Source organism: Lentzea indica (assembly GCF_012184385.1).
Taxonomy (GTDB): domain Bacteria; phylum Actinomycetota; class Actinomycetes; order Mycobacteriales; family Pseudonocardiaceae; genus Lentzea; species Lentzea indica.
Map to the genome: position 1 here is coordinate 1 of NZ_VSRL01000099.1, position 22,721 is coordinate 22,721.

The 22,721-nt window shown below is 68.5% G+C and carries 23 protein-coding genes and 1 pseudogene; 14 read left to right on the forward strand and 10 right to left on the reverse strand.

What is annotated here, in order from left to right; genetic code table 11:
- The 8 genes and pseudogenes from FXN61_RS25365 to FXN61_RS25395 form a co-directional block, all read left to right on the forward strand.
- Positions 1–319: NAD(P)/FAD-dependent oxidoreductase (locus tag FXN61_RS25365; protein ID WP_167976543.1), on the forward strand; the 319-nt coding region annotated here is incomplete at its 5' end.
- 62 nt (positions 320–381) lie between these two features.
- Positions 382–1,317 carry an ABC transporter substrate-binding protein gene (locus FXN61_RS25370; RefSeq protein WP_167976544.1) on the forward strand — a complete coding sequence of 312 codons (936 nt, stop codon included), beginning with the start codon at positions 382–384 and terminating at the stop codon, positions 1,315–1,317.
- Complete coding sequence (locus FXN61_RS25375; RefSeq protein WP_223165584.1) at positions 1,317–1,691, forward strand: ABC transporter permease family protein; 375 nt, start codon at positions 1,317–1,319, stop codon at positions 1,689–1,691. The genes FXN61_RS25370 and FXN61_RS25375 overlap by 1 nt, the downstream gene beginning before the upstream one ends.
- Positions 1,640–2,137, forward strand: a pseudogene (locus tag FXN61_RS25380) (amino acid ABC transporter ATP-binding protein); the annotation flags it as partial. The gene FXN61_RS25375 and the pseudogene FXN61_RS25380, both read left to right, overlap by 52 nt.
- 90 nt (positions 2,138–2,227) lie before the next feature.
- Complete coding sequence (locus FXN61_RS25385; RefSeq protein WP_167976545.1) at positions 2,228–2,704, forward strand: RidA family protein; 477 nt, start codon at positions 2,228–2,230, stop codon at positions 2,702–2,704.
- Entirely contained in the window at positions 2,701–3,120 is a 420-nt protein-coding gene (locus tag FXN61_RS52660) for a type III PLP-dependent enzyme domain-containing protein (RefSeq protein WP_246292000.1), read from the forward strand. Before FXN61_RS25385 ends, FXN61_RS52660 begins: the two co-directional genes overlap by 4 nt.
- Positions 3,087–3,806, forward strand: coding sequence for an alanine racemase (locus tag FXN61_RS25390; protein ID WP_246292001.1), 720 nt, complete (start codon positions 3,087–3,089; stop codon positions 3,804–3,806). Before FXN61_RS52660 ends, FXN61_RS25390 begins: the two co-directional genes overlap by 34 nt.
- An 18-nt stretch (positions 3,807–3,824) precedes the next feature.
- On the forward strand, positions 3,825–4,559 hold the full coding sequence (locus FXN61_RS25395; RefSeq protein WP_167976546.1) for an SDR family NAD(P)-dependent oxidoreductase: 735 nt from the start codon (positions 3,825–3,827) through the stop codon (positions 4,557–4,559).
- Here FXN61_RS25395 and FXN61_RS25400 read toward each other — a convergent pair.
- The 4 genes from FXN61_RS25400 to FXN61_RS25415 form a co-directional block, all read right to left on the reverse strand.
- Entirely contained in the window at positions 4,527–5,204 is a 678-nt protein-coding gene (locus FXN61_RS25400) for a GntR family transcriptional regulator (protein ID WP_167976547.1), read from the reverse strand. The two genes, FXN61_RS25395 and FXN61_RS25400, sit on opposite strands and share 33 nt — an antisense overlap.
- A gap of 90 nt (positions 5,205–5,294) precedes the next feature.
- Positions 5,295–5,975, reverse strand: coding sequence for a haloacid dehalogenase type II (locus tag FXN61_RS25405; protein WP_167976548.1), 681 nt, complete (start codon positions 5,973–5,975; stop codon positions 5,295–5,297).
- A gap of 164 nt (positions 5,976–6,139) precedes the next feature.
- Complete coding sequence (locus tag FXN61_RS54550; RefSeq protein ID WP_167976549.1) at positions 6,140–6,448, reverse strand: ROK family protein; 309 nt, start codon at positions 6,446–6,448, stop codon at positions 6,140–6,142.
- Entirely contained in the window at positions 6,399–7,364 is a 966-nt protein-coding gene (locus FXN61_RS25415; protein ID WP_167976550.1) for an ROK family protein, read from the reverse strand. Before FXN61_RS25415 ends, FXN61_RS54550 begins: the two co-directional genes overlap by 50 nt.
- 171 nt (positions 7,365–7,535) lie before the next feature.
- On the opposite strand from FXN61_RS25415, the gene FXN61_RS25420 reads away from it, so the two are divergent.
- A complete protein-coding gene (locus tag FXN61_RS25420; protein ID WP_167976551.1) occupies positions 7,536–11,195 on the forward strand; it encodes a glycoside hydrolase family 3 C-terminal domain-containing protein in 3,660 nt (1,219 codons plus the stop codon).
- Positions 11,196–11,278: 83 nt separating this feature from the next.
- Positions 11,279–12,385: an endo-1,4-beta-xylanase gene (locus tag FXN61_RS25425; protein WP_167976552.1), complete on the forward strand. Its 1,107-nt coding sequence runs from the start codon at positions 11,279–11,281 to the stop codon at positions 12,383–12,385.
- A gap of 58 nt (positions 12,386–12,443) precedes the next feature.
- On the opposite strand, the gene FXN61_RS25430 is transcribed toward FXN61_RS25425, so the two are convergent.
- Entirely contained in the window at positions 12,444–12,896 is a 453-nt protein-coding gene (locus tag FXN61_RS25430; protein WP_167976553.1) for a peptidoglycan-binding domain-containing protein, read from the reverse strand.
- 302 nt (positions 12,897–13,198) lie between these two features.
- On the opposite strand from FXN61_RS25430, the gene FXN61_RS25435 reads away from it, so the two are divergent.
- On the forward strand, positions 13,199–14,953 hold the full coding sequence (locus tag FXN61_RS25435; protein ID WP_312877982.1) for an ABC transporter ATP-binding protein: 1,755 nt from the start codon (positions 13,199–13,201) through the stop codon (positions 14,951–14,953).
- Between the two features lie 289 nt (positions 14,954–15,242).
- Here the strand turns inward: FXN61_RS25435 and FXN61_RS25440 are convergent, their stop codons facing one another.
- Together FXN61_RS25440 and FXN61_RS25445 are read right to left on the reverse strand one after the other, a co-directional pair.
- Positions 15,243–16,295, reverse strand: a complete 1,053-nt coding sequence (locus FXN61_RS25440; protein WP_167976554.1) for a sporulation protein — start codon at positions 16,293–16,295, stop codon at positions 15,243–15,245.
- 30 nt (positions 16,296–16,325) lie between these two features.
- Positions 16,326–17,552 carry a DUF418 domain-containing protein gene (locus FXN61_RS25445; RefSeq protein ID WP_167976555.1) on the reverse strand — a complete coding sequence of 409 codons (1,227 nt, stop codon included), beginning with the start codon at positions 17,550–17,552 and terminating at the stop codon, positions 16,326–16,328.
- Between the two features lie 298 nt (positions 17,553–17,850).
- Here FXN61_RS25445 and sigJ point away from each other — a divergent pair, with 298 nt between their 5' ends.
- Positions 17,851–18,747: an RNA polymerase sigma factor SigJ gene (gene sigJ, locus FXN61_RS25450; RefSeq protein ID WP_167976556.1), complete on the forward strand. Its 897-nt coding sequence runs from the start codon at positions 17,851–17,853 to the stop codon at positions 18,745–18,747.
- Positions 18,748–18,812: 65 nt separating this feature from the next.
- Complete coding sequence (locus tag FXN61_RS25455) at positions 18,813–19,328, forward strand: DoxX family protein (protein WP_167976557.1); 516 nt, start codon at positions 18,813–18,815, stop codon at positions 19,326–19,328.
- Positions 19,329–19,333: 5 nt separating this feature from the next.
- Here FXN61_RS25455 and FXN61_RS55635 read toward each other — a convergent pair whose 3' ends face one another.
- Positions 19,334–20,602, reverse strand: a complete 1,269-nt coding sequence (locus tag FXN61_RS55635; protein WP_223165586.1) for a vanadium-dependent haloperoxidase — start codon at positions 20,600–20,602, stop codon at positions 19,334–19,336.
- A gap of 140 nt (positions 20,603–20,742) precedes the next feature.
- Entirely contained in the window at positions 20,743–21,111 is a 369-nt protein-coding gene (locus FXN61_RS25465; RefSeq protein ID WP_167976558.1) for an ArsR/SmtB family transcription factor, read from the reverse strand.
- A gap of 157 nt (positions 21,112–21,268) precedes the next feature.
- Between FXN61_RS25465 and FXN61_RS25470 the strand changes: the two genes are divergently transcribed.
- Complete coding sequence (locus tag FXN61_RS25470) at positions 21,269–21,934, forward strand: CBS domain-containing protein (RefSeq protein WP_167976559.1); 666 nt, start codon at positions 21,269–21,271, stop codon at positions 21,932–21,934.
- A gap of 9 nt (positions 21,935–21,943) precedes the next feature.
- Here FXN61_RS25470 and FXN61_RS25475 read toward each other — a convergent pair whose 3' ends face one another.
- Positions 21,944–22,720 (reverse strand): hypothetical protein, encoded by a 777-nt coding sequence (locus FXN61_RS25475; protein WP_167976560.1) that lies wholly within the window; start codon positions 22,718–22,720, stop codon positions 21,944–21,946.
- Position 22,721 lies beyond the last annotated feature (1 nt).

The following is a 22,721-nucleotide window of genomic DNA, read 5'->3' on the forward strand; positions in this document are numbered from 1 at the left end:
GAAGGCGATGGTCGAGGTCTTCCCGCAGCTCGCCGGCACGCACGTCGACTACTGCTGGGGCGGCCTGGTCGACATGAGCATGGACCGGATGGTGCACGCCGGCGAGCACGACGGGCTGTTCTACTCGCTCGGCTACTCCGGCCACGGCGTCCAGATGGCCACGCACATGGGTAAGCAGATGGCCGAGCAACTGAACGGGACGACGGACGCCAACCCGTGGCGTGACCTGCCCTTCCAGCGGATCCCCGGACACTTCGGCCCGCCCTGGTTCCTGCCTTTCGCGGGCGCCTATTACAAGTTCAAAGATCTCGTCAAGTAAGCGTTCCGCGAAAAAGTCTGCCCACTTGTGCAATTTCCCGGATTGACGAAGGAATGGCCACCATGCGAGTCAAAACACCTTTACGTGCCACGATCACCGTCACCGCCCTGGCGCTCGCCCTTGCCGGGTGCGGGTCCAAGGCCGACACCCCGCAGAGCAGCGCGCCTGGTCAGTCGGTCGAACACACCGACGACATCTCGGCCGGCGTGCAGCCGGACCCGGCGGCGGTGAAGCTGCTGCCGGAGGCGGTGAAGGCCAAGGGCAAGATCTCGGTGGCGATGGACCTGTCCAGCCCGCCCACGACGTTCCTGGCGAAGGACAACAAGACCCCGATCGGGTTCAACCCGGACATGGCGCGGCTGATCGCGGCCAAGCTCGGGGTGAAGCTGCAGGTCGACAACGTCAAGTTCGACACCATCATCCCCGGCCTGCAGGGCGGCCGGTTCGACTTCACCGCGACCACCATGGGCGCCACGGCGGAACGGCTCAAGGTGCTCGACATGATCAACTACTTCCAGAACGGCACCGGTGTCGCCGTCCCCCGCGGGAATCCGCAGAAGTTGAGCGTCCACGATTTGTGCGGGCGCCGTGTCGGTGTGCAGTCCGGCACCACAGCGGAACTCAAGTGGCTGCCCCAGCTGTCCGAAAAGGACTGCACGAGCCAGGGGAAGCCGGCCATCGCCGGAGTGACGCTGCCCAGCGTCAACGACGCGCTGACCCAGCTCGCCTCCAAGCGCCTCGACGCGGTGATGTACGACTTCACCTCGCTCGCGTGGGCGGCCAAACGGCAGCCCAACGTGATGGAAGTCCTTCAGGAGAGGGTGATCACCGCGAAGGTGAACGTCGCGCTGCCCAAGGGCTCACCACTGACCCCGGCGATCAAGGTGGCCGTCCAGTCCATCATCGACAGTCCCAAGTACGCCGAAGCGCTCGACCGCTGGGGCTTCCAGGGCCTCGGCATCGAGTCTGCGGCGATGGCCGTCCCGCTGGGGCAGTGATGCCGACGACCACGATCAGCTCGCTGGCCGGGAGCCGGCCGTTGCCCGAGCTGCTGCCAGAACACAAGAAGCGGATCACGCCGAAACGTCCGCGTGACTACGCCTGCTGGGCCGTAGCACTCGTGATCGTCGCCGGCCTGGTCTACACGACGGTGACGAACGAGAACTACCAGTGGCCGGTGGTGTTCGAGTACTTCACCACCCAGTCCATTCTGGACGGTCTGGTCCTCACCCTGATCCTGACCGTGGTCAGCATGGTGCTGGGCGCGCTGCTCGGGTTGCTGCTCGCGATCATGCGCATGTCGCACCAGACCCCGATCTCCGGTCTGGCGCAGGCATGGTGTTCCAGCAGTTCAACCTGTTCCCCAACATGACGGCCGAGGCCAACGTGATGTCCGGGCCGGTGCTGGTCAAGAAGGTGGCCCGCACACTCGCCCGTGATCGGGCGCGAGAACTGCTGGCCCAGGTCGGGCTCGCCGAGTGCGGCCACAAGTACCCCGCCCAGCTGTCCGGCGGCCAGCAGCAACGGGTCGCCATCGCCCGCGCACTCGCGATGGATCCCAGCATCATGCTGTTCGACGAACCCACCAGCGCGCTGGATCCGGAACTGGTGGGGGAGGTGCTCGCGGTCATGCGCGACCTCGCCCACAACGGCATGACCATGCTCCTCGTCACGCACGAGATGGGGTTCGCCCGCGACGTCGCCGACGAAGTGCTGTTCATGGACGGCGGAGTCGCGGTGGAACGCGGTGACGCGCGCGAGGTACTGGCCAACCCACGCGAACAGCGCACCCAGGAGTTTCTGGAGCGGGTGCTGTGAACCTGAAGTTCCTGGTGAGACGTTGACGGCAACTGTCATGGCGATTATGGTCGACAATCGACAAACCGCACGGCAAGGAGGTCCGAGCAGATGATCGGCACCGGTTCGGCTCGGGATCGGCTCCAGGCCCTCGGCCTGGAGCTTCCCGCCCTCGGTTTTGGTGCGAATCCGCACTTCGTGAACCACCGGACGGTGGACTCCAGCATTCACATCTCTGGCCAGCTGCCGTACCGGGACGGCGAGCTGCAGGGCCAGGGCATCGTCGGCCGGGACGTCGACGTGCAGACGGCGCGGGACCTCGCGCGCCAGACCGCGCTCAACGTGCTCGCCGTCGCCGCGCACGCGGTGGGAGATCTGGACCGGGTGAGGGTCGTGCAGATGCTGGTCTTCGTGGCCAGCACACCCGACCTGGGGGAGCAGTCGCGGGTCGCCGACGCGGCCAGCGATCTCCTCATCGAGGTGCTCGGTGAGAACGGGCGGCACGCACGCACGGCGATCGGCGTCGCGGGACTGCCGCGCAACAGCCCGGTCGAGATCCAGATGATCTGCACCGCGGTGTCGGCGTGAACCGGCTCCAGCGAGTACTCGACGCTCTGATCGAGCGGATCGACACCCCCGCACCCATCGTGCTGGCCGATGTCATGCAGGACAACATCGACCGCATGCAGGGCTTCGCCGATCAGCGCAACCTCGACGTCAGGCCGCACGTCAAGACGCACAAGTGCGTGGAGATCGGACGGCGTCAGGTCGCGGCAGGGGCGGTCGGGATCACCGCTGGCAACGTCGGTGAGGCCGAAGTCTTCGCCGCGGCCGGCTTCGACGACATCTTCCTCGCCTACCCGATCTGGCCCGCGGGAACGAAGGGCGCGCGGATCCGCCGGCTCGCCGAGTCCGTCCGGCTGCGGTCGGCGTCGACAACGTCGCGGCGATCGAGGCCCTCGCCGACGCGATGGCAGGGGAACCGGAGCGGCTGCAGGTCGTGATCGAGGTCGACTGCGGTGCCCGTCGTTCCGGGGCGCCGTCCGAGGTCGCGGGCGATCTCGCGCTCGCCGCCCGCCGGCGTGGCCTGGTGCCGGTGGGCGTCTTCACCTATCCGGGTCACGGCAGCTCCGGTCCGGATGCTCGCCTGCGCGCCGCGCAGGACCAGGAGGCCGCGCTGACCACCGCGGTGCGCAGCCTCGACAGCGTCGGGGTCACCGCGGAGGTGGTCAGCGGCGGCTCCACGCCCACCGTCGAGTTCGCCACCAGCAGCGTGATCACCGAGATCCGCCCCGGCGAGTACGTCTTCGGCGACCTCAACAACAGCCGGCTCGGCGCCTGCACGGACGACCAGATCGCGCTGTTCGTCGCTGCCACGGTGGTCAGCGAGTGGGTTCCCGACCAGGTCATCCTCGATGTGGGCACCAAAGCCCTCAGCCGGGAGGGCAGCCTCGAACGCGGCTACGGCGGCGTCGCCGGCACGAAGGCCGTCCTGGCCAAGCTCAACGAGTACCACGGGTTCCTCGCGCTGCCCGCCGGCGACTTCCGCCCCAGCGTCGGCACCGTGATACCGGTGGTGCCCAACCACGTCTGCCCGGTCGTCCTCAACTTCGAGGAACTGATCGTCACCGACAGCACGGGCACGTCGCTGCAGCGGTGGCCGGTCGACGTCCGCGGATTCCTCAGCTGACGACAGGAGTTGCTCCACATGAGACTTGCGAACGTCACGGCCCTGGTAACCGGTGCCGGCAGCGGAATCGGGGAGGCGGTGTGTTCCCGCTTCCGCCGCGAAGGCGCGCGGCTGCTGCTCACCGGCCGCCGGGAGCGACTGAGCACCGCCGAGCCCGAAGACCTTTACGTGCCAGGGAATCTCAACGACGAGACGTTCGTCGCGGACCTGGCCCGGCAGGCGGCCGAGTCCCTCGGCACCGTCGACGTCGTCGTCCTCAACCACGGTCTGCAGGCCAGCAGCCCGCTCACCGAGATGACCTACGAGGACGCGAAGAACGTGCTGGAGAGCAACCTGCTCAGCGCGTTCCTGGTGATGAAGCACTTCGCGCCGCTGATGCCCGCCGGCGGAGGCTCGTTCGTCTGCGTCAGCTCACGACTCGGCATGGTCGGCAAGCCCGGAGAAGTCCTGTACTCCGCCGCGAAGGGAGGTCTGATCATGCTCGCCAAGGGCGCGGCGATCGAATGGGCACCGCGCAACATCCGCGTGAACGTCGTCGCTCCCGGCCTGACCGCCACACCGGTCATCGAAGCGTCGATCCAGCGCAGTGCCGATCCTGAGGCCTACCGCCGCGAGCGCGAGAGTCAGATCCCGCTCCAGCGCCTCGCCACCTCGGACGAGGTCGCCGACGCGATCCTCTTCATGGCGTCGGCAGAGTCGTCGTACATCACCGGCGCGGTGCTACCCGTCGACGGCGGATACACCGCCTTCTGACTGGCCCCGCAACGCGGACTGGAAATGGACCGCCAGTTCCCGGCGGAACGCGTCGGTGTCGCCCTCCAGGGCGACCGCGGCCAGCCTCTCGTGCTCCACGGCCAGATCGTGCGGCTCGCTGTAGGTGCGGTGATCGAGGCTGAGGTAGAGCCGGAGCTTGGTCTCCCAGCCGTCCCACAGGTTCCGCAGAGCGCCGTGGCCGGAGAGGTCGTAGAAGAGCCGGTGGAAGCCGAGGTGTGCGTCGATGCTCGCCGGGATGTCGTTCTTCTCCATCGCCCGGTGGAGGTCCTCGACGGTCTGCATCAACCTCGACCGCTCGGGTCCGCGCAGCGCTTCGGCCGAGAGCTCGGCGGCGAACGGCTCGACCAGCAGGCGGATCTCGGCGATCTCGGCGACGTCCTGAGCACTCACCTCGGCGACGAACGCGCCGCGGAAGGGGATCTTGACGATCAGCCCTTCCTCCTCCAGCTTGGTGAGCGCCTCGCGCAGCGGGGACCGGCTGATCCCCAGGTCCGCGGCGATGTGCGCCTCACGCAGCTGCTCACCGGGAGGCACGGTCCCGTCGAGAATGGCGGCACGCAGCACCCGGTAAACGCCGTCCGGCGTCGTCGTCCGGTTCTCGAGCCACGTGAACTTGCGATCCATCCGGCCGCCTCCCTCGGTCGTTTGTCGACTATACAGAGCGCGACACCCGGCGGGTCCCAGTGCACGACCGCCGGGTGTCGCGTTTCCTCGTCAAGGGCGCGGCAAGCCGAAGAGGACGGGCAGGTCGGCGATGTCGGTGATCCGCTCGTAGCCGAGCCAGTGCTCGTCCTGCTCGAAGCCGCGGTCGACGTACACCTTGTTCCTGATGCCCAGGTTGGTGGCCGTGCGGTGGTCGTACTTCGGGCTCGCCGAGACGTGCACGATCTCGTCGGGTGTCACGCCGAGCTTGTCCAGCGCGTACTCGAACGCGTAGAGCCGCGGCTTGTAGGCGCCGATCTGCTCGGAGGTGATCACGACCTCGATCGGGGCCTGGAGGTTCTCCACCAGGCTCGGCGCGTGGGCGTCGTCGGTGTTCGTGATCATCACCAGCGGGTACTCCTCGGCCAGACGCCGCAGTGCCGCGGTCACGCCGGGGTAGGGGGTGAACGTGGGAATCTCCTCGTACACCGCCTCGCCGTCGCCCTCGTGGTACTCCAGGCCGAACCAGCGCATGGTCCGTTCCAGCGAGCGGGCGACGACCTGGTGGAACGGCTTCCAGTCGCCCATGCACTCGTCGAACCGGAACTGGTTGCCCGTCCGCAGGAACTCGTCGGCGATCTCGGCGGGAAGCCGGTCACCGAGGACCCTGCGGATCACCTCGTTGATGCGGAAGTGGATCAGCGTCCCGTTCATGTCGAACGAGACGAACTTCGGCTTGTGTGCGAACACCACGATTCCTCCAGCCGTCGATCAGCCATGCCTGTCGTTTGTCGATTGTCGACTATCGGTCGGTAGGTGTCAACGAGGAGTGCTTGACGCTCGCGTGGCTGACCATCCTCGACGCGCTCGGGCATCCGGACGTGGACGCGGTCCGCTCGCTGTCGGGACTTTCCGGGTCAACCGGCGACGAGGACAGCCAGCCGTTCGGGCGCGTCCGCCAGCACGAGCGCGGCCGCGCCCCGCACGCCCGCGCTGTCGCCGAGCGCACCCGGCACGACGCGCAGTTCACTGGTGTGCCAGCTCATGGCGTTGCGCTGGACAGCCCGGCGAATGGGCGCCACCAGGACGTCACCGGCCGCGACCAGCTCGCCACCGATGACGACCAGTTCCGGGTTGACGATCGTGACCGCCTGGGCCAGCGCGCGGCCCACCGCGTCACCGGCGTCCTCCATCGCACGGATCGCGCCGCGGTCGCCGTCGCGCACCAGGTCGATCAGCTGGGTGGTCGACGCGGGCCCGCCGCTGCCCGTCGACAGGAGCTTCCGCGATCGCGGCCGGGCTGGCGACGGTTTCCAGGCACCCCCGGTTGCCGCACCGGCAGATCGCGCCGGACGACTCGACGGTGACGTGGCCGAGTTCGCCTGCCAGCCCGCCCGCGCCGAGCAGCAGCCGTCCGTCCGAGATGACGCCCGCGCCGATCCCGGTGGACAGCCTGATGTAGATGACGTCGTCGCATCGCTGTGCGACGCCGTGGCGGTGTTCGGCGAGCACGGCGGCGTTCGCGTCGTTCACCAGGCGCACCGCGAACCCGGTCCGCTCCCGCAGTTCGTCGGTGGGCCGCACCCCGACCCAGCCGGGCATGATGCCCTCGGCCAGCAACGTGCCCTGCCGGTCGATCGGGCACGCGATGCCCACGCCGACACCCAGGATCCGCTCGGCGGGGACGCCGGTGGCACGCTGGGCCTGCCCGATCAGCTCCGCGGTCTCGGTGAGCACGTCGTCCGCGTCGTTGTCCACCAGCCGGTGCAGGTCGCGGTCCCACACCGGCTCGCCGAACAGGTCGCACAGCACCACCCGGACGTGATCACGGCCGATGTCCACGCCCAGCGCATAGGCGGCGTGCCGATTGAGCGACAGGGTGCGCGCCGGCCTGCCGGTGCGCAGGCCGTCCGCTCGGTTCGCGTCCTCGTCGGTCACGATGCCGGCCCGGATCAGGTCGGCGATCACCGAGCCGACGGTCGCTCTGGCGAGCCCGGTCCGGCGCATGAGATCGGGCCGCGACAGCCGGCTGGACAGCCGCCGCGCTTCGGCCAGCGCCTCCAGGACTCGCACCCGGCCCAGGCTGCGCAGGTTGACCGGCGAATCGGCCGTCGGCCGGACAGCGGGGACCGGAGGCGACATCAGGCCACGGTAGCAGGGGCAGTTATGCCGACTTTGACGCTAAGTAATAACTGGGAAAGCCGGATGGACCTAGATTACCGTCCAAAACTGGCGAATTCTGTGGCCCGCCCTACCTGTCTCAGCCCAATGACGTCGGAACGACGAGAGCCACCTGCGCTGACGGAGGTACTCATGTCCCCAGTCCTCATCGGTCGTCGGCAAGGGCGGGTGGCCGTGGTTTCGCTGCTGGTCACGGCACTGTTGGTGCCCGCGCTCGGCGCCCACGGCGTCGAGCAGGCGCAGGACCAGGGCAGACAACCGGTCTACCTGGACACCCGGTACACCTTCGCCGCGCGGGCCGCGGACCTGGTGTCGCGGATGACGTTGAGCGAGAAGGTGCTGCAGCTGCGCACCAACAGCGCACCTGCCATCCCGCGGCTGGGCGTGCAGCAGTACACGTACTGGAGTGAGGGCCAGCACGGGCTCAACCTGCTCGGCGCGAACACGAACGACGGCGGAGTGGGCGGTGGCGTGCACGCCACCAGCTTCCCGACCAACTTCGCGAGTTCCATGTCGTGGGACCCCGATCTGATGTACCAGGAGACGACGGCGATCTCCGACGAGGCCCGCGGCGTGCTGGACAAGTCGCTGTGGGGGGTGGGGCAGAACAACATCGGTCCGGACAGGGCGAACTACGGCTCGCTGACCTACTGGGCCCCGACCGTGAACATGGACCGCGACCCCCGCTGGGGCCGCACCGACGAGGCGTTCGGCGAGGACCCGTACCTGGTCAGCCGGATGGCCGGAGCGTTCGTCAACGGTTACCAGGGCCAGACCCGCAGCGGGCGACCCATGTCGCGTTACCTGAAGGTCGCGGCCACCGCCAAACACTTCGCGCTCAACAACGTGGAGAACGACCGGCACGCGGACAGCTCGGACACGACCGAAGCGAACATCCGCAACTACTACACGCCGCAGTTCCGCAGCCTGATCGAGGACGCGCGCGTCTCCGGACTGATGACGGCGTACAACAGGGTCAACGGCACCCCGGCCCCCGCCGACACCTACATGGCGAACGCGCTGGCGCAGCGGACCTACGGCTTCAACGGCTACACCACCTCCGACTGCGGTGCCGTCGGCGACGTGTACGCGCCGGGCAGCCACAACTGGGCACCGCCAGGCTGGACCACCTCCACCGTCAACGGCGCGGTCACCTGGACGATCACCACGACCGGTGCGAAGGTCTCCGGGGCAGCGGGCGGCCAGGCGTACGCGTTGCGCGCCGGCACTCAGCTCAACTGCACCGGTGCCGAAGCCACTGTCGCCAACGTGCAAGAGGCGATCAACGCCGGGGTGCTCAGCGAGGGCGTCATCGACAACGCGCTGGTGCACGTGTTCACCGCGCGCATGCAGACCGGCGAGTTCGACCCGCCGGGCAGTGTGCCGTACACGAAGATCACCAAGGACAAGGTCGAGAGCCAGGAGCACCACGCACTGGCCGCGAAGATCGCGGCGAACTCGTTGGTGTTGCTGAAGAACGACGCGGTGCCCGGCACGAGCACCAAGCTGCTGCCCGCCGACCCGGCGAAGCTGAACAACGTCGTGATCGTCGGCGATCTGGCAGGCGTGGTCACCCTGGGCGGCTACTCCGGTGACCCGTCGGTGAAGGTGAGTCCGGTGCAGGGCATCACATCGGCGGTCAAGGCGGCGAACCCCAGCGCCACCGTCAGCTTCGACGCCTGCGGCACGTCCACGACGGCGACGACCCCGGCGAACTGCTCGGCGCAGACCCTGGCCGCGATCTCCTCCGCCGACCTGGTGATCGTGTTCGTCGGCACCGACTCGAATCTGGCGACCGAGGGCAAGGACCGCACCACCATCGCCATGCCGCCCGCCTACCGCTCGTTGATCGACCAGGTCGGCGCGGTCGGCAACCACCGGATGGCGCTGGCCATCCAGGCGAACGGCCCGGTGACCGTCGACGACGTGCGGGGCCGCTTCCCGGCCATCGTGTTCAGCGGCTACAACGGGGAAAGTCAGGGCACCGCGCTGGCCGACGTGCTGCTGGGCAAGCAGAACCCGAGCGGGCGCCTGAACTTCACCTGGTACAAGGACGACACGCAGCTGCCGGACGTGAAGAACTACGGGCTCACGCCCTCCCAGACCGGCGGTATCGGCCGCACGTACCAGTACTTCACCGGCACCCCCACGTATCCGTTCGGCTACGGCGGCAGTTACACCACGTTCGCCTACTCGCACGTGGCGACGACTCCGAGGGCGGCCACCGCGGACGGCCGGGTGACCGTGCACGCCAACGTCACCAACACCGGCTCGGTGGCGGGCGCCACCGTGGCCCAGGTGTACGTGGCCACACCGTTCACCGTGCCCGGCGTGGAACTGCCACGCAAACGGCTGGTCGGATTCCAGAAGACGGCCGTGCTGGCACCCGGCCAGACGCAGCACGTCGCGATCCAGGTGCGGATCAGTGATCTGGCGTTCTGGGACCAGCAGCGGCAGAAGCAGACCGTCTACAACGGACAGTACGTGTTCGGGGTGGGCGCGGACGCCGAGCACGTCGTCACCTCGCGTCCGGTGGCGGTGACGGGGACGATCAAGCCGCACGTCCAGTACGTCACCGTGCAGCCCACCCAGACGGTGTACGCGCCGGGCCAGAGCATCGACCTGACCGGCAAGAACCCGTGGATCGCCGACACCACCGTGCGCCCCGGCGAGCACGTGATCGCGGACAGGATCGTCGAGGCCGTCAACAACGACGAGTCGTTCGTCGACCTGACGAAGGCGCACGTCACCTACCGCAGCAGTGACCCGAAGGTGGCCACGGTCAGCAGGACCGGCAAGGTCACCACGGTGGCGCCCGGCGTCGCGACCATCAGCGCCACCGTCAACGGCGTCACCGGCTCGACGCCGGTCGTGGTCAAGCAGCCGTTCACGCTCAGCGCACCGACGCGGGTGTCACCGGGCACGGCCTTCACCGCCACCACCACGTTGCCCAACCCTGCGAACGCCCGGCCGCTGCACGACGTCGCCATGACGCTCGACGCGCCGAGCGGATGGACCGTCCAAGCCACCTCGCCGGCCAGGTTCGCCACCGTCGCGCCAGGAGAAACCGTGCGCACCACCTGGCAGGTGACCGCGCCCGCCACGACGCAACCCGGCAAGTTCGCCGTCACGGCTCAGGCGACGTTCACCTCCGTCAACGGCCGTGGCAACTCGAGTGACGCGACCGTCCTGATCCTGCCGCATCCCCCGTACCCTTCGCTGGCGGCGGCTTTCGACAACGTGGGCATCACCGACGACGCCAACCCCGCCCCCGGCAACCTCGACGGCGGCGGCGCCAGCTTCTCCGCCCAGGCACTGGCGAACGGCACGCCCAGCCTCACCCCCGGAGCCACGTTCGTCCACAACGGACTGACGTTCACCTGGCCGAGTTCGCAACCGGGCACGAAGGACAACGTGGTGGCCGGTGGAGCGGCCGGGGGTCAGATCATCGAGATCTCCGGCTCCGGCAAGACTCTCGGTCTGATCGGTACCGGTGACTACGGCAGCCCCTCGGGGACCGCGACGGTGACCTACACCGACGGCACCACCCAATCCCACACCGTCTCCTTCGCCGACTGGTGGGCCAACGCGGCTGTCGGTGGCGACGTCGTCACCACCGTTCCCTACATCAACACCAGCACCGGCAGGCAGAACCAGCAGGTGAGCATGTACTACGCCCCGATACCGCTGCAGGCGGGCAAAACGGTGCGGTACCTGACTTTGCCGGACATCAGCAACGGCGCGAACAAGGGCGAGACGGCGATGCACATCTTCGCCATCGCCATCGGATGACGACTCGGGTCGCTCGACTCGGGTCGAGCTGTGGCGTGCAGCAGCTCGCCAGGAGATCAGGTGCCAATGGAAACGAGGTCTTGATGAGATCGGCTCGTTCTGTCATCGCGTTGTTCACTGCCGTGGCGTTGTTGGTGCCGTTGACTCCGGTGGCCTCGGCCGAGCCGGCGACGGGCGGCCACCAGCAGACCTTGCGCTCGGCAGCGCCCAGGGGTTTCCACATCGGAACCGCGGTCGCCGGCGGCGGTCATCACGAGGAGCAGCCGTACCCGGACCCCTTCACCTCGGACCGGAAGTACCGGCAGGTGCTGGCCGCGGAGTTCGGCTCCGTCTCGCCGGAGAACCAGATGAAGTGGGAGTACATCCACCCGGAGCGCAACCGGTACAACTTCGGCATGGCGGATGCCATCGTCCGGTTCGCCAAGCAGAACCGGCAGGTGGTCCGCGGACACACCTTGTTGTGGCACAGCCAGAATCCGGAGTGGCTGGAGCAGGGCAAGTTCACGGCGGCCGAACTGCGCGAGATCCTGCGTGAGCACATCACGACCGTGGTCGGGCGGTACGCGGGCCGGATCCAGCAATGGGACGTGGCCAACGAGATCTTCACCGACTCGGGTGCCCTGCGGACCACGGACAACATCTGGATTCGCGAGCTCGGCCCCGGCATCGTGGCGGACGCGTTCCGGTGGGCGCACCAGGCCGATCCCAAGGCGAAGCTGTTCTTCAACGACTACAACGTCGAAAGCGTCAACGCGAAGAGCGACGCGTACTACGCGCTGATCAAGGACTTGCGCGCCGCGGGCGTGCCCGTGCACGGCTTCTCCGCCCAAGCGCACCTCAGCTTGGACTACGGCTTCCCCGACGACTTGGAGCGCAACCTGCGGCGGTTCGCCGATCTCCGTCTGGAGACCGCGATCACCGAGCTCGACGTGCGGATGACCCTGCCCGCGAACGGCGTGCCGACGGCGGCCCAGCTGCAACAGCAGGCCGACTACTACCAGCGCACGCTTTCCGCCTGCCTGAAGGTCCGCACCTGCAAGTCGTTCACCATCTGGGGTTTCGTCGACAAGTACTCGTGGGTGCCGGTCTTCTTCCAAGGGCAGGGCGCGGCCACGGTGATGTGGAACGACTTCACGCGCAAGCCCGCGTACTACGCCCTGCGGTCCACGCTGGCGAAGCGGGGCGCCTGACCGAAACCAGCAGCGTCCGCCCCGTCGATGACGGGGCGGACGCTGCTGGTTTCGGTCACTACGCGTACTTGAAGTACCGGCAGTTCATCGGGCCGCTGTCGTTGAAGGCCATCCAGTTCATGGCCCCGCGGGTGTTCGGCCCGAAGATCCCGTCCGCACTGACTCCGATGCGCTTCTGCACGGCGATCAGCGCGGCCCGCGTCTTCGGCCCGAACTGTCCGTCGGCGGTGATACCGGCGCCGTAGCAGGAATTCAATCCGCGCTGCATGGCCTTGACACCGGCGCCGGAGCTGCCCTCGGACAGGTGGCACTCGCCAGGGTTCCAGGAAGCACCGCCGCTGACGCCGGGAACGACCGCGTGCACGGTGTGGCTGCCATCGCTGTAAATCGTCACCGCGCTGGTGCAGGTGGCAGCCGCGTTGGCAGGAGCGGCGGTCAGCGTGGCCAGCGCAGCACCCAGCATCGCCGCGGAAAAGGCCGAACCGAACAAACGAGCCTTGAACTTGCCCATTCACACTCCTTGGTGATGATGAAATCGCGCATGGACACCCGAGCAGGTATCGGTGCCGCGGCTGATCACAAGGTAGGGAAACGACGACTCCGCCGGTGTCCGGTGAACACCCGACAAGGTGTCTGAGCGCCCCTCCGGTTGGCGGGCACGATCCGGTCACCCGGCTGGACGGCCCAGCCGGCTCACCGATGTCGCGACGTGTGCCGCACGGCAGAAGATCGAAGAGCAGATCCGAGTTGCAGCCCCGTCTGCCCGGATCGCGTTCTTCAGCCGAAAGACCAAGAAAACGGAGTTGCTTCACCGTGCGCACCCCGATCGACCGCTCAGCCTGGCGAATGCTCGCGGGGTACGTCAGGCCACAGCGGCGCAGTGTCCTTTTCGGAGGGTCGCTCGTCCTGCTCGGCGGCCTCGCCGCCGCGGCCCAGCCGCTCGCGGCGAAGGCGCTCGTGGACCGGCTCGGCACCGGTGAGGCGATCACCGGGTTGCTCGCGTTGCTGGTCGGCCTCGCGCTGGCCGGTGCCGTGATCGCGATGGTCGGTGACTACGTGCTCGAACGCGCGGCGGAGTCGGTCGTGCTGGTGGCCAGGAATCGGCTGACCAGACGGTTGCTCTCGCTGCGCGTGCCCGCCGTGCAACGTGCCGAGCCAGGAGACCTGCTGTCCCGGTTCACCAGCGACACGACGTTGCTGCGCGAGGTCTGCACTCACGCGCTCGTCGCACTGGTCACCGGCTCGGTGACGACCGTCGTGATGGTCGTGATGATGGGCGTGATGGACCTCGCCCTGCTGGGCGTCACCCTGGCCGTGCTGCTGGTGGTCGGCCTGCTCGCCGGCGCCGGTCTGCCGATGATCGAGAAGGCGTCCCACGCCGCCCAGAGTGCTATCGGTGAGACGGGTGCGCGGATGGAGCGCGTGCTCGGCGCGTTCCGCACCGTGAAGGCCGCAGGGGCGGAAGCCAGGGAGATCGCGGCGATCGAGCGCGGTGCCGAGGACGCGTGGCGTGCCGGTGTTCGCTCGGCGCGGTGGGAGTCGCTGGTGCACGGGTCGAACACCCTCGCGATCCAGGCGTCCTTCCTCGCCGTGCTCGGCATCGGTGGTGCGCGGGTCGCGACCGGTGCCATCTCACTGTCCACTTTGGTGGCTTTCCTGTTGTTCCTGTTCTACCTGACCGAGCCGATCGGGCAGCTGCTGCACGCGGGCAGCAGGCTGCAGATCGGGCTGGCCGCGGTGCGGCGTCTGTCCGAGGTCGAGGAGATGCCGGCCGAGCAGACCGGTTCCGGTGGCGCCCTGGCGGATGCGGTTGGGCGGCACGAGGGCCGGTTGGTCTTCGAGGACGTGCGGTTCCGGTACGGCCCGGACCTGCCGGAGGTTCTGCGTGGCGTCAGCGTCGACGTCCCGGCGGTGGGCATGACCGCGTTCGTCGGCCCGTCCGGTGCGGGCAAGTCCACGCTCTTCGGGCTGGTCGAGAGGTTCCACGAACCGGACTCCGGCCGGATCCTGCTGGACGGTCGCGACCTGGCCGACTGGGATCTGGTGAGCCTGCGCGCGGGCATCGGATACGTCGAACAGGACGCGCCTCTGCTCTCCGGGACGTTGCGGGACAACCTCATTTACGGCCGGCCGGACGCCACCGAGGAGGAGATCCGCGATGCGGTGGCGCAGACCCGGCTGGACACGCTCGTCGACCGCCTGCCGGACGGGTTGGACACCGCTGTCGGACACCGCGGCAACTTCCTGTCCGGTGGTGAGCGGCAACGGGTCGCGCTCGCTCGGGCGCTGGTCCGCCGTCCTCGGCTCCTGCTGCTCGACGAGATCACGTCGCAGCTGGACGCCGCGAACGAGATGGCGATCAGGGACGTGGTCACGACGGCGGCGAAGACCATGCTCGTGCTCGTGGTGGCGCATCGGCTGTCGACGGTCACGCAGGCGGACCGGATCGTGGTGCTGGACAACGGAACCGTGCGGGCGACCGGCACGCACGACGAGCTCCTCGCGAGCGATTCGCTGTACGCCGACTTCGCCGCGACTCAGCTGCTCACCGGTGAACGCGACGGATGAGCGGGGTGCTCGGAGCGCGCAGGCACGCCAGCACCACGGCCGGGAGGACTCGGACCCGCCACGTCACGGCGGGAATCCACAAATCGACTGCCTCCACGGACCAGGGTGCGCGGCAGGCGTCCCGAGGGGGGAGTGGTGACGCCTGCCGCGCTGGTTCGGGATGCGGCGTGGAGCGGGTGGTGCGGCAGGCGCAGGGGGCCACGCCTGCCGCAGCGGTTCATGAGGGGAGGGGCGCGGCAGGCGTTGCGGGGGAGTGGCCACGCCTGCCGCGCCGGTTCGGAGGTTCGAGTCAGCCCTCGTCGTCGCCGAAGAACTCCTCGGCGACACCTCCGAGCACCATGCCGCCGACCACGCCACCGGCGACACCGGCCGCACCGGCGGCGAGCATGCCGCCCGTGCCAGGGCCGCCCATGCCGGGTCCGCGCTGTTGGCCGCGCGCGTAGCCGTCGTGGTCGTGGCCGTGGCGACCGAAGCCGCGGCGGTCGGCGTGGCCGTGCTGGCTGAAGGCGGGGTTGTAGCCGGCCTGACCGCCGCTGAAGGCCGGGTGCTGGAACGCGGGGGTGTGCCCGCCGCTGAAGGCCGGGTTCACCTGGCCGCGCTGTGCGACCTGGGAGAGCCAGCCGTTGATCGCCGACACCCAGTCGGTGACCTGGGCTTCCTGGTGGGACAGCCGCATCTGGCCGAGCGCGTCACCGCCGGAGGAGGCGGTGAACATTCCCTGGCCGCTGCGCTTGTCCGCCTGCAGCACGACGTGCAGCTCGTGCGGCGAAGCGACGAACGTCAGCTCGACCTCGCTGATCCTGCCCGTGAACTGGGCGGGCGGGAAGAACTCGAGCTCCTGGTAGAAGCCGGTCTCCTGCGGTGCACCCGGGATGCGGCCGGCCTCGACGTCGGCGCGGCGGAAGGTGAAGCCGAGCTGCCCGAAGGCGTCCAGCACCTGGTTCTGCGACGGCAGCGGGCTGACCAGGATCGGGTCGAGGTCGCCCCGGTCCGGCGCGCCCGCGATCATCAGCTCGGTCCGCACCCCCACGTTCATGCCCGGCAGCTGTGCGCCGCCGACCGCGGTGATTGGGGTCTCCCAGGGCACCTGAAGCTGGAACGGGATCGTCACCAGCTGGCCGGCGGGCACCCGCACACCCTGCTGCACGACCAGACGGAAGAACTCGTGCTCGGCCTGCGTCACGAGCGAGAGAACGACCTGACCGATCTCGGCGTCCGAGCTGCCGCCCTGGACACGGACCTGGCCGGTGATCGCCTGGCCTGGCACGGCGTGCGGCGAGTCGAGGACCGTGTCGACGGACGGACCGCCGATGCCGAAGGCGTTCAGCATCCGGTTGAACATGAGCAATCTCCTTCTGCGGAACAGATGTGGTCAGGTCTTGGGCACAGCGACGCGGGTGGTGGTCGCCTTGTTGAGCAGGAACTCCAGCGGCCCGCGGCGGAAGAACCTCGACCACACCAGGGCGAACACGATCGCTCCCGCGATGAACGCGAGCAGCACGGACAACGGTTGTGCTCCCGACGTCAAGCCCGTCGCGTCGATGGCGATCACGTGCAGGACGTACGCGGTCAGCGACATCGACCCGACGGCGGTCACCGGACGCCACAACCGGGGCAGTTTCTCCGCGAGGACAAGCGCTCCCACCAGGATCGTGATGGCCACACCCACCGAGCCGATGATCTCGAACGACGTACCGCTGTGCGGATCCGAACCCAGCAACCGCAGTGGCGTGTCGGTGGGCACCGCGCCCATCGGCTCACCGTTCTCGGTCAAGGCGGACATGCCAGGCACTCCACCGCTGCCGCCCTCGGGCATGTCACCGAACTTCTTCATCCCACCGGGGAACCGACGCGACAGGTCCGCACCGCCGAAGATCTGCAACGCGATCCAGGATCCGCCGTAACCGATCACGGCCAGCGCCGGGCCGATGATCGCCAGACGGATCCGTGTCGTGACGGCGGTGAGGTCGAGGCGTCCCAACGCCATGCCGGCGAACACGAACGGCATCCACGTCAGCACCGGGTATCCACCCGTGAGCAGGAACTGCACCATGCTTTCGCCACCGATCATCCTGATCGGGTCGTTCGCGATGAGCCCACGGGCAAGTCCGGTGGTCGTCAGCCAGTTACGCACCACAAAGGACAGAATCGGGCCGATGATCGCCGTCACCGCCGCGATGATCGCCAGCGGTACCGACCGCAAACGGGTGAACGGCAGCGCCAACAAGAAGAACAGGCCGTAGTACGCCAGGATGACGACCACGCTCGTGCCGGTCATCGTCAGCAGCGTTCCGAACACGAACAGGATGACGGCACGGATCGCGATTCTGATGCGGGCCTGGCGCCCTTTCAGTCCGGTCGCGGGCTCCTGCCGACCGGACATGATCGCGAGCGACAGGCCCGCCAGCGTGGCGAACAACGCGGATGCGCGCCCCTGGGAGAACTGCATCAGGCCGCCGATGATCCCGCCGGACGTGGGATCGGGACCGACGTGCGCGGCGAACATGCCGAAAACCGCCAGGCCACGGGCGAGGTCGACGCCGGCGAGCCTGGCAACTGACGGCTGCTGTCTCACCTCAGCGCGTTCTACGAGTGCCATGCCACCAGCCTCGCGGCGATCACCCGTCCGCAGCCATCTGCCGGGCGTCCGGAACACCCCGTCGGTCGGCTGGAGATGACCCCGCCGGGTGGCGGACCACGGCTGGAATCCATTGTGGACTGAGTGGCGTGAGTGGCTGACCGCAAGTCGCCGATCGTCTCGATTTCGGCCAAGCCCTCAAGGCGATGTGTGCCGCGTCACTTCGCGTGGTGTCACGTTCGGCGGGTCTGCGGTGTCTTGGGAGGCATGTCAGAGCACAACACACCGACCAGGTCAGCGTGCGGGAGGCCACTTCTCCATGATCACCGACGAGTACGCCGAGCGGTTCACCCTGTTGCGGCCACTGCTGTTCACGATCGTCTACGAGATCCTCGGCTCGGCGACCGAGTCCGATGACGTGCTGCAGGACAGCTATCTGCGGTGGGCGGAGGTTGACCTCGCGACGGTGCGGGACACCAAGTCGTATCTGGCGCGGCTGGTGACCAGGCAGGCGCTCAACGCGCTGCGGGCGAGCGCGCGCCGTCGCGAGAACTACGTGGGTCCATGGCTGCCCGAGCCGCTGCTGCTCCACGAGCACGACGCGTCGGCCGACGTGGTGCTCGCCGAGTCGGTGTCGATGGCGATGCTCGTGCTGCTGGAAACGCTCACCCCCGACGAGCGCGCGGTGTTCGTGCTGCGCGAGGTGTTCGGCTTCAACCACCACGACATCGCCGCGGCGGTGGGCAAATCCGTGACGACAGTGCGCCAGGTGGCGCACCGCGCCCGCGAGCACGTCCAGGCGCGGCGCAAACGCTTCGAACCCGCCGATCCCGCGACTACCGCGCGGATCACCGAGCAGTTCATGGCCGCGGCCACCACGGGCGACGTGGACGGGTTGCTCTCGCTGCTCGCGCAGGACGCCACCTGGACCGCCGACAGCGGCGGCAAGACCACCGCGGCACGCCGTCCGGTGGTGGGCGCGGAGAAGGTGGCCGCGCTCCTCGTCGACCTCTTCCGCATCAGGCGGCGGATGCCGGACGCGCGGATCGAGACGGTCAACTGCAACAACACGCCCGCGCTGGTCGCCTATCGCGGCGATCACCTCGAAGGCGTCTTCCTGATCGAGATCGCGGACAGCAAGATCGCCAACTTCTACGCCATCCGCAACCCGGACAAGCTCCTCACGGTGATGGTGCCGCGTCAGATCAGCCGGTGAACAGGTTGCGATCACTCACAACCCTGCAAAAAGAACCTTCAGATCGATTTGACGAGGAGGCTGCGATGCAGACTCGAACGACCGAGACGTTCCGCCCCATCGCCTTTTGGGCCACCACGTTCGTCATCGTCTTCGAGTTGACCGCTGGATCGGTGTGGAACCTTCTGACGATCGAATGGGTGGAAGTCCAGTTGCACCACCTGGGATACCCCCACTTCTTCTCCTACGTCCTGGGCGTGGCGCAGGCCGGTGCGGCCGTCGCGATCATCGCGCCAGGGCTTCGGCTGATCAAGGAATGGGCGTATGCGGGTGCCTTTTTCCTGTGGTCGGGTGCTGTGGTGTCGCACGTGGCGGTCGGCGACGGCCTGGAGTCGTGGTGGGTGCCGCTGATGTTCGGGGCGTTCGCCGTCGCGTCGTGGATGCTGAGGCCGGCCGACCGTCGGCCCGGTACCAGTCGTCGTGCTTGGGCCGTTTCGATCGGGCTCATCGTTGTTCTGTACGCCGTTTCGTTCCTGACGTTGCCCGCGGTCGAAGCCGGCATGCACGAGCACGCGGTGAAGCTCGGCTGGATCGCCGAGTAACTCGTCTACAATGGACAGTTGCCGTGGTGTGTGGGCCCGGTTCGCTTCAGCAGCCGGGTGGCGAGCACTTCGGTGGCGACGTTGCGGCCGATGGCGAGACCCGCCTGGTTGCTGAACTCGAAGTGCTGTCCACCGAACACGCGCGACCGCCCGGCCTCGGCGGCGGCCGCGGAGAAGCTCGGGTAGGTGCGCGCCTGGCCACCCGGTGCGGTGTCCGTGGTGTGCATGAAGCGAATGTTGTCCGCGCAGAAGAACCCGGCCAGCACGGCGGCCGCCGCTCCGCTGTAGGAGCTGTGTCCGGACGGGTACTCCGGTGTTCCGCCTGTGCTGCCGGCTCGCGGAGCCCAGTCCGGGTTCGGCTGCGTCAACGGGTTTCCGTCGGTGTCCGCCTCGCGGATCGCCGTGGCGGGACGCCAATGACGGTGGGTGAACTTGGTGCCGACGGTGGGAACCGTGGTGTCGGCCAGCGCCATCGTCAGCAGGGCCATGAGGCGCGCCGAGGTGGGCAACGGCAGGTCGTGAGACACCGTCAGTGCGATCTTCACCCACTCGCCGGCGGGTTGGCCGGTGCCGGCGGGCACGGACCAGAACTGGAAGGTGGCGAGCTTGTCGGGGGCGGGTGTCCCGGCGTCGCCGAGCAGCGCGACCTCGGCGAAAGCGGCGGCGTAGTCCAGGCTGTCCAAGGCGGGTGGCGGACCCGGTAGGTACACGGCGGGGTTGTTGACGGCGAACGGACGAACGTCGCGGTACTGCACGCCGGACCACTCGGCTCGGAAAACACCGGGGCCCGAGCCGGCGGGCTGACTTTGCACCGGAGTCGAGCCGTCGTGGGCGCGTGAGGCCACCACACGGTGGCCGACTTCACGTCCCCAACGCACCCCGGCGTCGCGCTGGTGGCCGGGACGCAGGCCGGCCAGGTCGGCCCGCAGTTGCGTGTCGTAGCCGTCGGCTCGGTCGGGGTCCAGCCGGACGAGGACGGTGTGTGCCGCGGCGACGGCCGCGGCGCGGGGATCGGCGCCGCTCGGGCCGGGGCCAGGTATCAGCGCGTGGGTGCGTGCCGGGCTGGCGAGTCCGTTGACCGCGTCGTAGATGGCCACGTTGAGCATCGCGTAGGTGCGGGCGGCGTCGGCGTCAGTGGCACGGGTGGCGCGCACCGCGGCCAACGCGAGCTCGTTCCACACTCGCACGCTGTCCGGCCGTGGCTCGGCGTCCGCGGGTGCGCTCAACCCGGCTCCGGCCAGACCGAGCACCAGGGCCAGGACGATCTCCTTCACGACCTCGCCTCCCAGGACGCCCCAAGAAAATCGCGGTCTTGATGGTCTTATCGTGTCGTGGTTCCGGCAGTCCTGGTACGGCTACTTGAGGGTGGCCTGGCTGGTACGAACGGCAGCCGATCCGAACATCCGTCGCTCGCTCAGGTCCCCGACTTGCGGCTGCGGCCGCGTGACGCCGTGGCGGCCGGGGTGCGGAGGTCTTCGAGCAGTTCCATCTGGCCGGTGATGACTCCGGTCAGGATGCGCCTTGCGACCGCCAGCAGCTCGGCAACGTGCGGCGTCGTGAGCGAGTAGTGGACGTTGGAGCCTTCTTTACGCGTTGTGACGAGCCCGGCGCGCCGGAGCACTGCCAGTTGCTGGGAGAGGTTGGCGGCTTCGATGCCCACCTCGGGCAGCATCTCCGCGACGGAGTGCTCGCGCTCGCTGAGCAGTTCGAGCACGCGGATGCGTGCCGGATGCCCGAGGGTTTTGAAGAACTCCGCCTTGACCTGGTAGAGGGGCCTGCTCATCGTTGCCCCTTCCCGCCGATCGTCGTCATGGTGCTGATCCTCCCTGGTTGATCCCCGCTGTTGCGACTCGGGATGCGTTTCAACGGGATTCAGCAGTTGCTAATCTTATCAAGTTGGCAACGCTGGTCACCTCGCACACGGCGGTGGGAGGGCGGGCATGAGTGAGCTGAAGACAGCGGACGTGATGTGCCGGCGGGTGGTCACCGCGGCGCTGGACACGTCGTTCAAGGAGCTCGTCGGCATCATGATCGCCTACGACGCGGGCGTGATCCCGGTGGTGGACTCGCGCGGTCGCCCCGTCGGTGTGGTGTCCGAGGCGGACTTGGCGACCAAGCTGGAGTTCCACTGCGGTGCCGCGAGCCCGCCGCTCCTGGGAGGCCTGCGCCTGCGATCGCGGTGGCACAAGTCGTCCGCGACGGTGGCCGCCGAACTGATGAGCACACCGGCCATCACCGTGACCGCGGACGTGACGTTGTGCTCCGCCCTGCGCCTGCTCAGGGGCGAGCAGGCGAGCGTGCTGTGCGTGGTGAACGATGCGGGCACGCTCGTCGGCATGCTCAGCCGGCGCGACGCGCTGCGGCTGTTCCTGCGTGGCGACGACGCGATCCGCGACGACCTCGAGCGGCAACTGTGCCCGGCCTCCGCCACAGTGTGTCGAGTCGCCGTCCTGGTGTGCGACGGAGCGGTCACGCTCGACGGTGCCCTCAGCCTGCGCAGCGCGACCGAGCGAGCCGAGTGGATCGCGCGCGGGGTGCCCGGTGTGATCTCGGTGCGCAACAACCTGAGTTTCGACGTCGACGACCTGATGATCACCGGCCTGTGAGCGCGGGTCTCAGCCGAGACCCTGTTTCAGCGCCTGCAGTTCGTCGTGCAGCACGTGCGTCGTCGCGGCGTCGACGATCAGCCGGGTGAGGGCGTGGTCCGGGCGCCGGGGCAGTTGTTCGCCGGGTGGTGTGGCGGCGGAGAGTGCGATCGCGCAGGCGTGTTGCAGCTGAGGGGTCAGCCTCGTGTGCGGGTGCAGGCTGAGCACCTGGAGCAGGCCGGGCAGGGCCAGCAGGGGATCGCGTCCCGTGTCGGGCACGATCACCGACGGCGCGGCGTGCCGCGGCCAGGCGAACCGGCCGCCTCCGCCGACCAGGTTGATCACGGCGTCGGCGTCGGAGGCGATGCGGCGCAACGGAAACGCGAGCGCGTCCGCGGGATTCCACGCGGTGACGTCACCGATTCCTGCGGTCAGCAGAACCGGGCACAGCGCCGGCAGGGCGTGGGCACCGGCGATGACGACCCGGCTCGCCTGCGGCGTGCGGCCCGCGCGGGTCAGCGCTGTCAGCAGTGCGGCGGTCAGGGCGATCGTGGTGGTGTCCTGGTCGGTGACGATCGGCACGCCCGTGGCGGCGCCGCGCACCTTCGGCTCCCGATCGGGCGCGGTGCGGACGAGCAGCACCGCGCCGACGTCCGGCGACAGGCCGTGCAGTCCGTAGTCGGAAGCGATGACGCGGGTCGGCAGACCCGCCTGGTCCTCGATCAGCTCCGCGTACCGGCGCAGCACCGCGGTGGTGGCGCCGATTCCGCCGACCACCGCGACGACCTTGTCCCGCGATTCGCCCATG

Coding starts and splice junctions, on each gene's coding strand:
- FXN61_RS25370 (WP_167976544.1), top strand. CDS start 382: ATGCGAGTCAAAACACCTTTACGTGCCACGATCACCGTCACCGCCCTG.
- FXN61_RS25375 (WP_223165584.1), top strand. CDS start 1,317: ATGCCGACGACCACGATCAGCTCGCTGGCCGGGAGCCGGCCGTTGCCC.
- FXN61_RS25385 (WP_167976545.1), top strand. CDS start 2,228: ATGATCGGCACCGGTTCGGCTCGGGATCGGCTCCAGGCCCTCGGCCTG.
- FXN61_RS25390 (WP_246292001.1), top strand. CDS start 3,087: ATGGCAGGGGAACCGGAGCGGCTGCAGGTCGTGATCGAGGTCGACTGC.
- FXN61_RS25395 (WP_167976546.1), top strand. CDS start 3,825: ATGAGACTTGCGAACGTCACGGCCCTGGTAACCGGTGCCGGCAGCGGA.
- FXN61_RS25400 (WP_167976547.1), bottom strand. CDS start 5,204: ATGGATCGCAAGTTCACGTGGCTCGAGAACCGGACGACGACGCCGGAC.
- FXN61_RS25415 (WP_167976550.1), bottom strand. CDS start 7,364: ATGTCGCCTCCGGTCCCCGCTGTCCGGCCGACGGCCGATTCGCCGGTC.
- FXN61_RS25420 (WP_167976551.1), top strand. CDS start 7,536: ATGTCCCCAGTCCTCATCGGTCGTCGGCAAGGGCGGGTGGCCGTGGTT.
- FXN61_RS25425 (WP_167976552.1), top strand. CDS start 11,279: ATGAGATCGGCTCGTTCTGTCATCGCGTTGTTCACTGCCGTGGCGTTG.
- FXN61_RS25430 (WP_167976553.1), bottom strand. CDS start 12,896: ATGGGCAAGTTCAAGGCTCGTTTGTTCGGTTCGGCCTTTTCCGCGGCG.
- FXN61_RS25440 (WP_167976554.1), bottom strand. CDS start 16,295: ATGTTCAACCGGATGCTGAACGCCTTCGGCATCGGCGGTCCGTCCGTC.
- FXN61_RS25445 (WP_167976555.1), bottom strand. CDS start 17,552: ATGGCACTCGTAGAACGCGCTGAGGTGAGACAGCAGCCGTCAGTTGCC.
- sigJ (WP_167976556.1), top strand. CDS start 17,851: ATGATCACCGACGAGTACGCCGAGCGGTTCACCCTGTTGCGGCCACTG.
- FXN61_RS25455 (WP_167976557.1), top strand. CDS start 18,813: ATGCAGACTCGAACGACCGAGACGTTCCGCCCCATCGCCTTTTGGGCC.
- FXN61_RS25465 (WP_167976558.1), bottom strand. CDS start 21,111: ATGAGCAGGCCCCTCTACCAGGTCAAGGCGGAGTTCTTCAAAACCCTC.
- FXN61_RS25470 (WP_167976559.1), top strand. CDS start 21,269: ATGAGTGAGCTGAAGACAGCGGACGTGATGTGCCGGCGGGTGGTCACC.
- FXN61_RS25475 (WP_167976560.1), bottom strand. CDS start 22,720: ATGGGCGAATCGCGGGACAAGGTCGTCGCGGTGGTCGGCGGAATCGGC.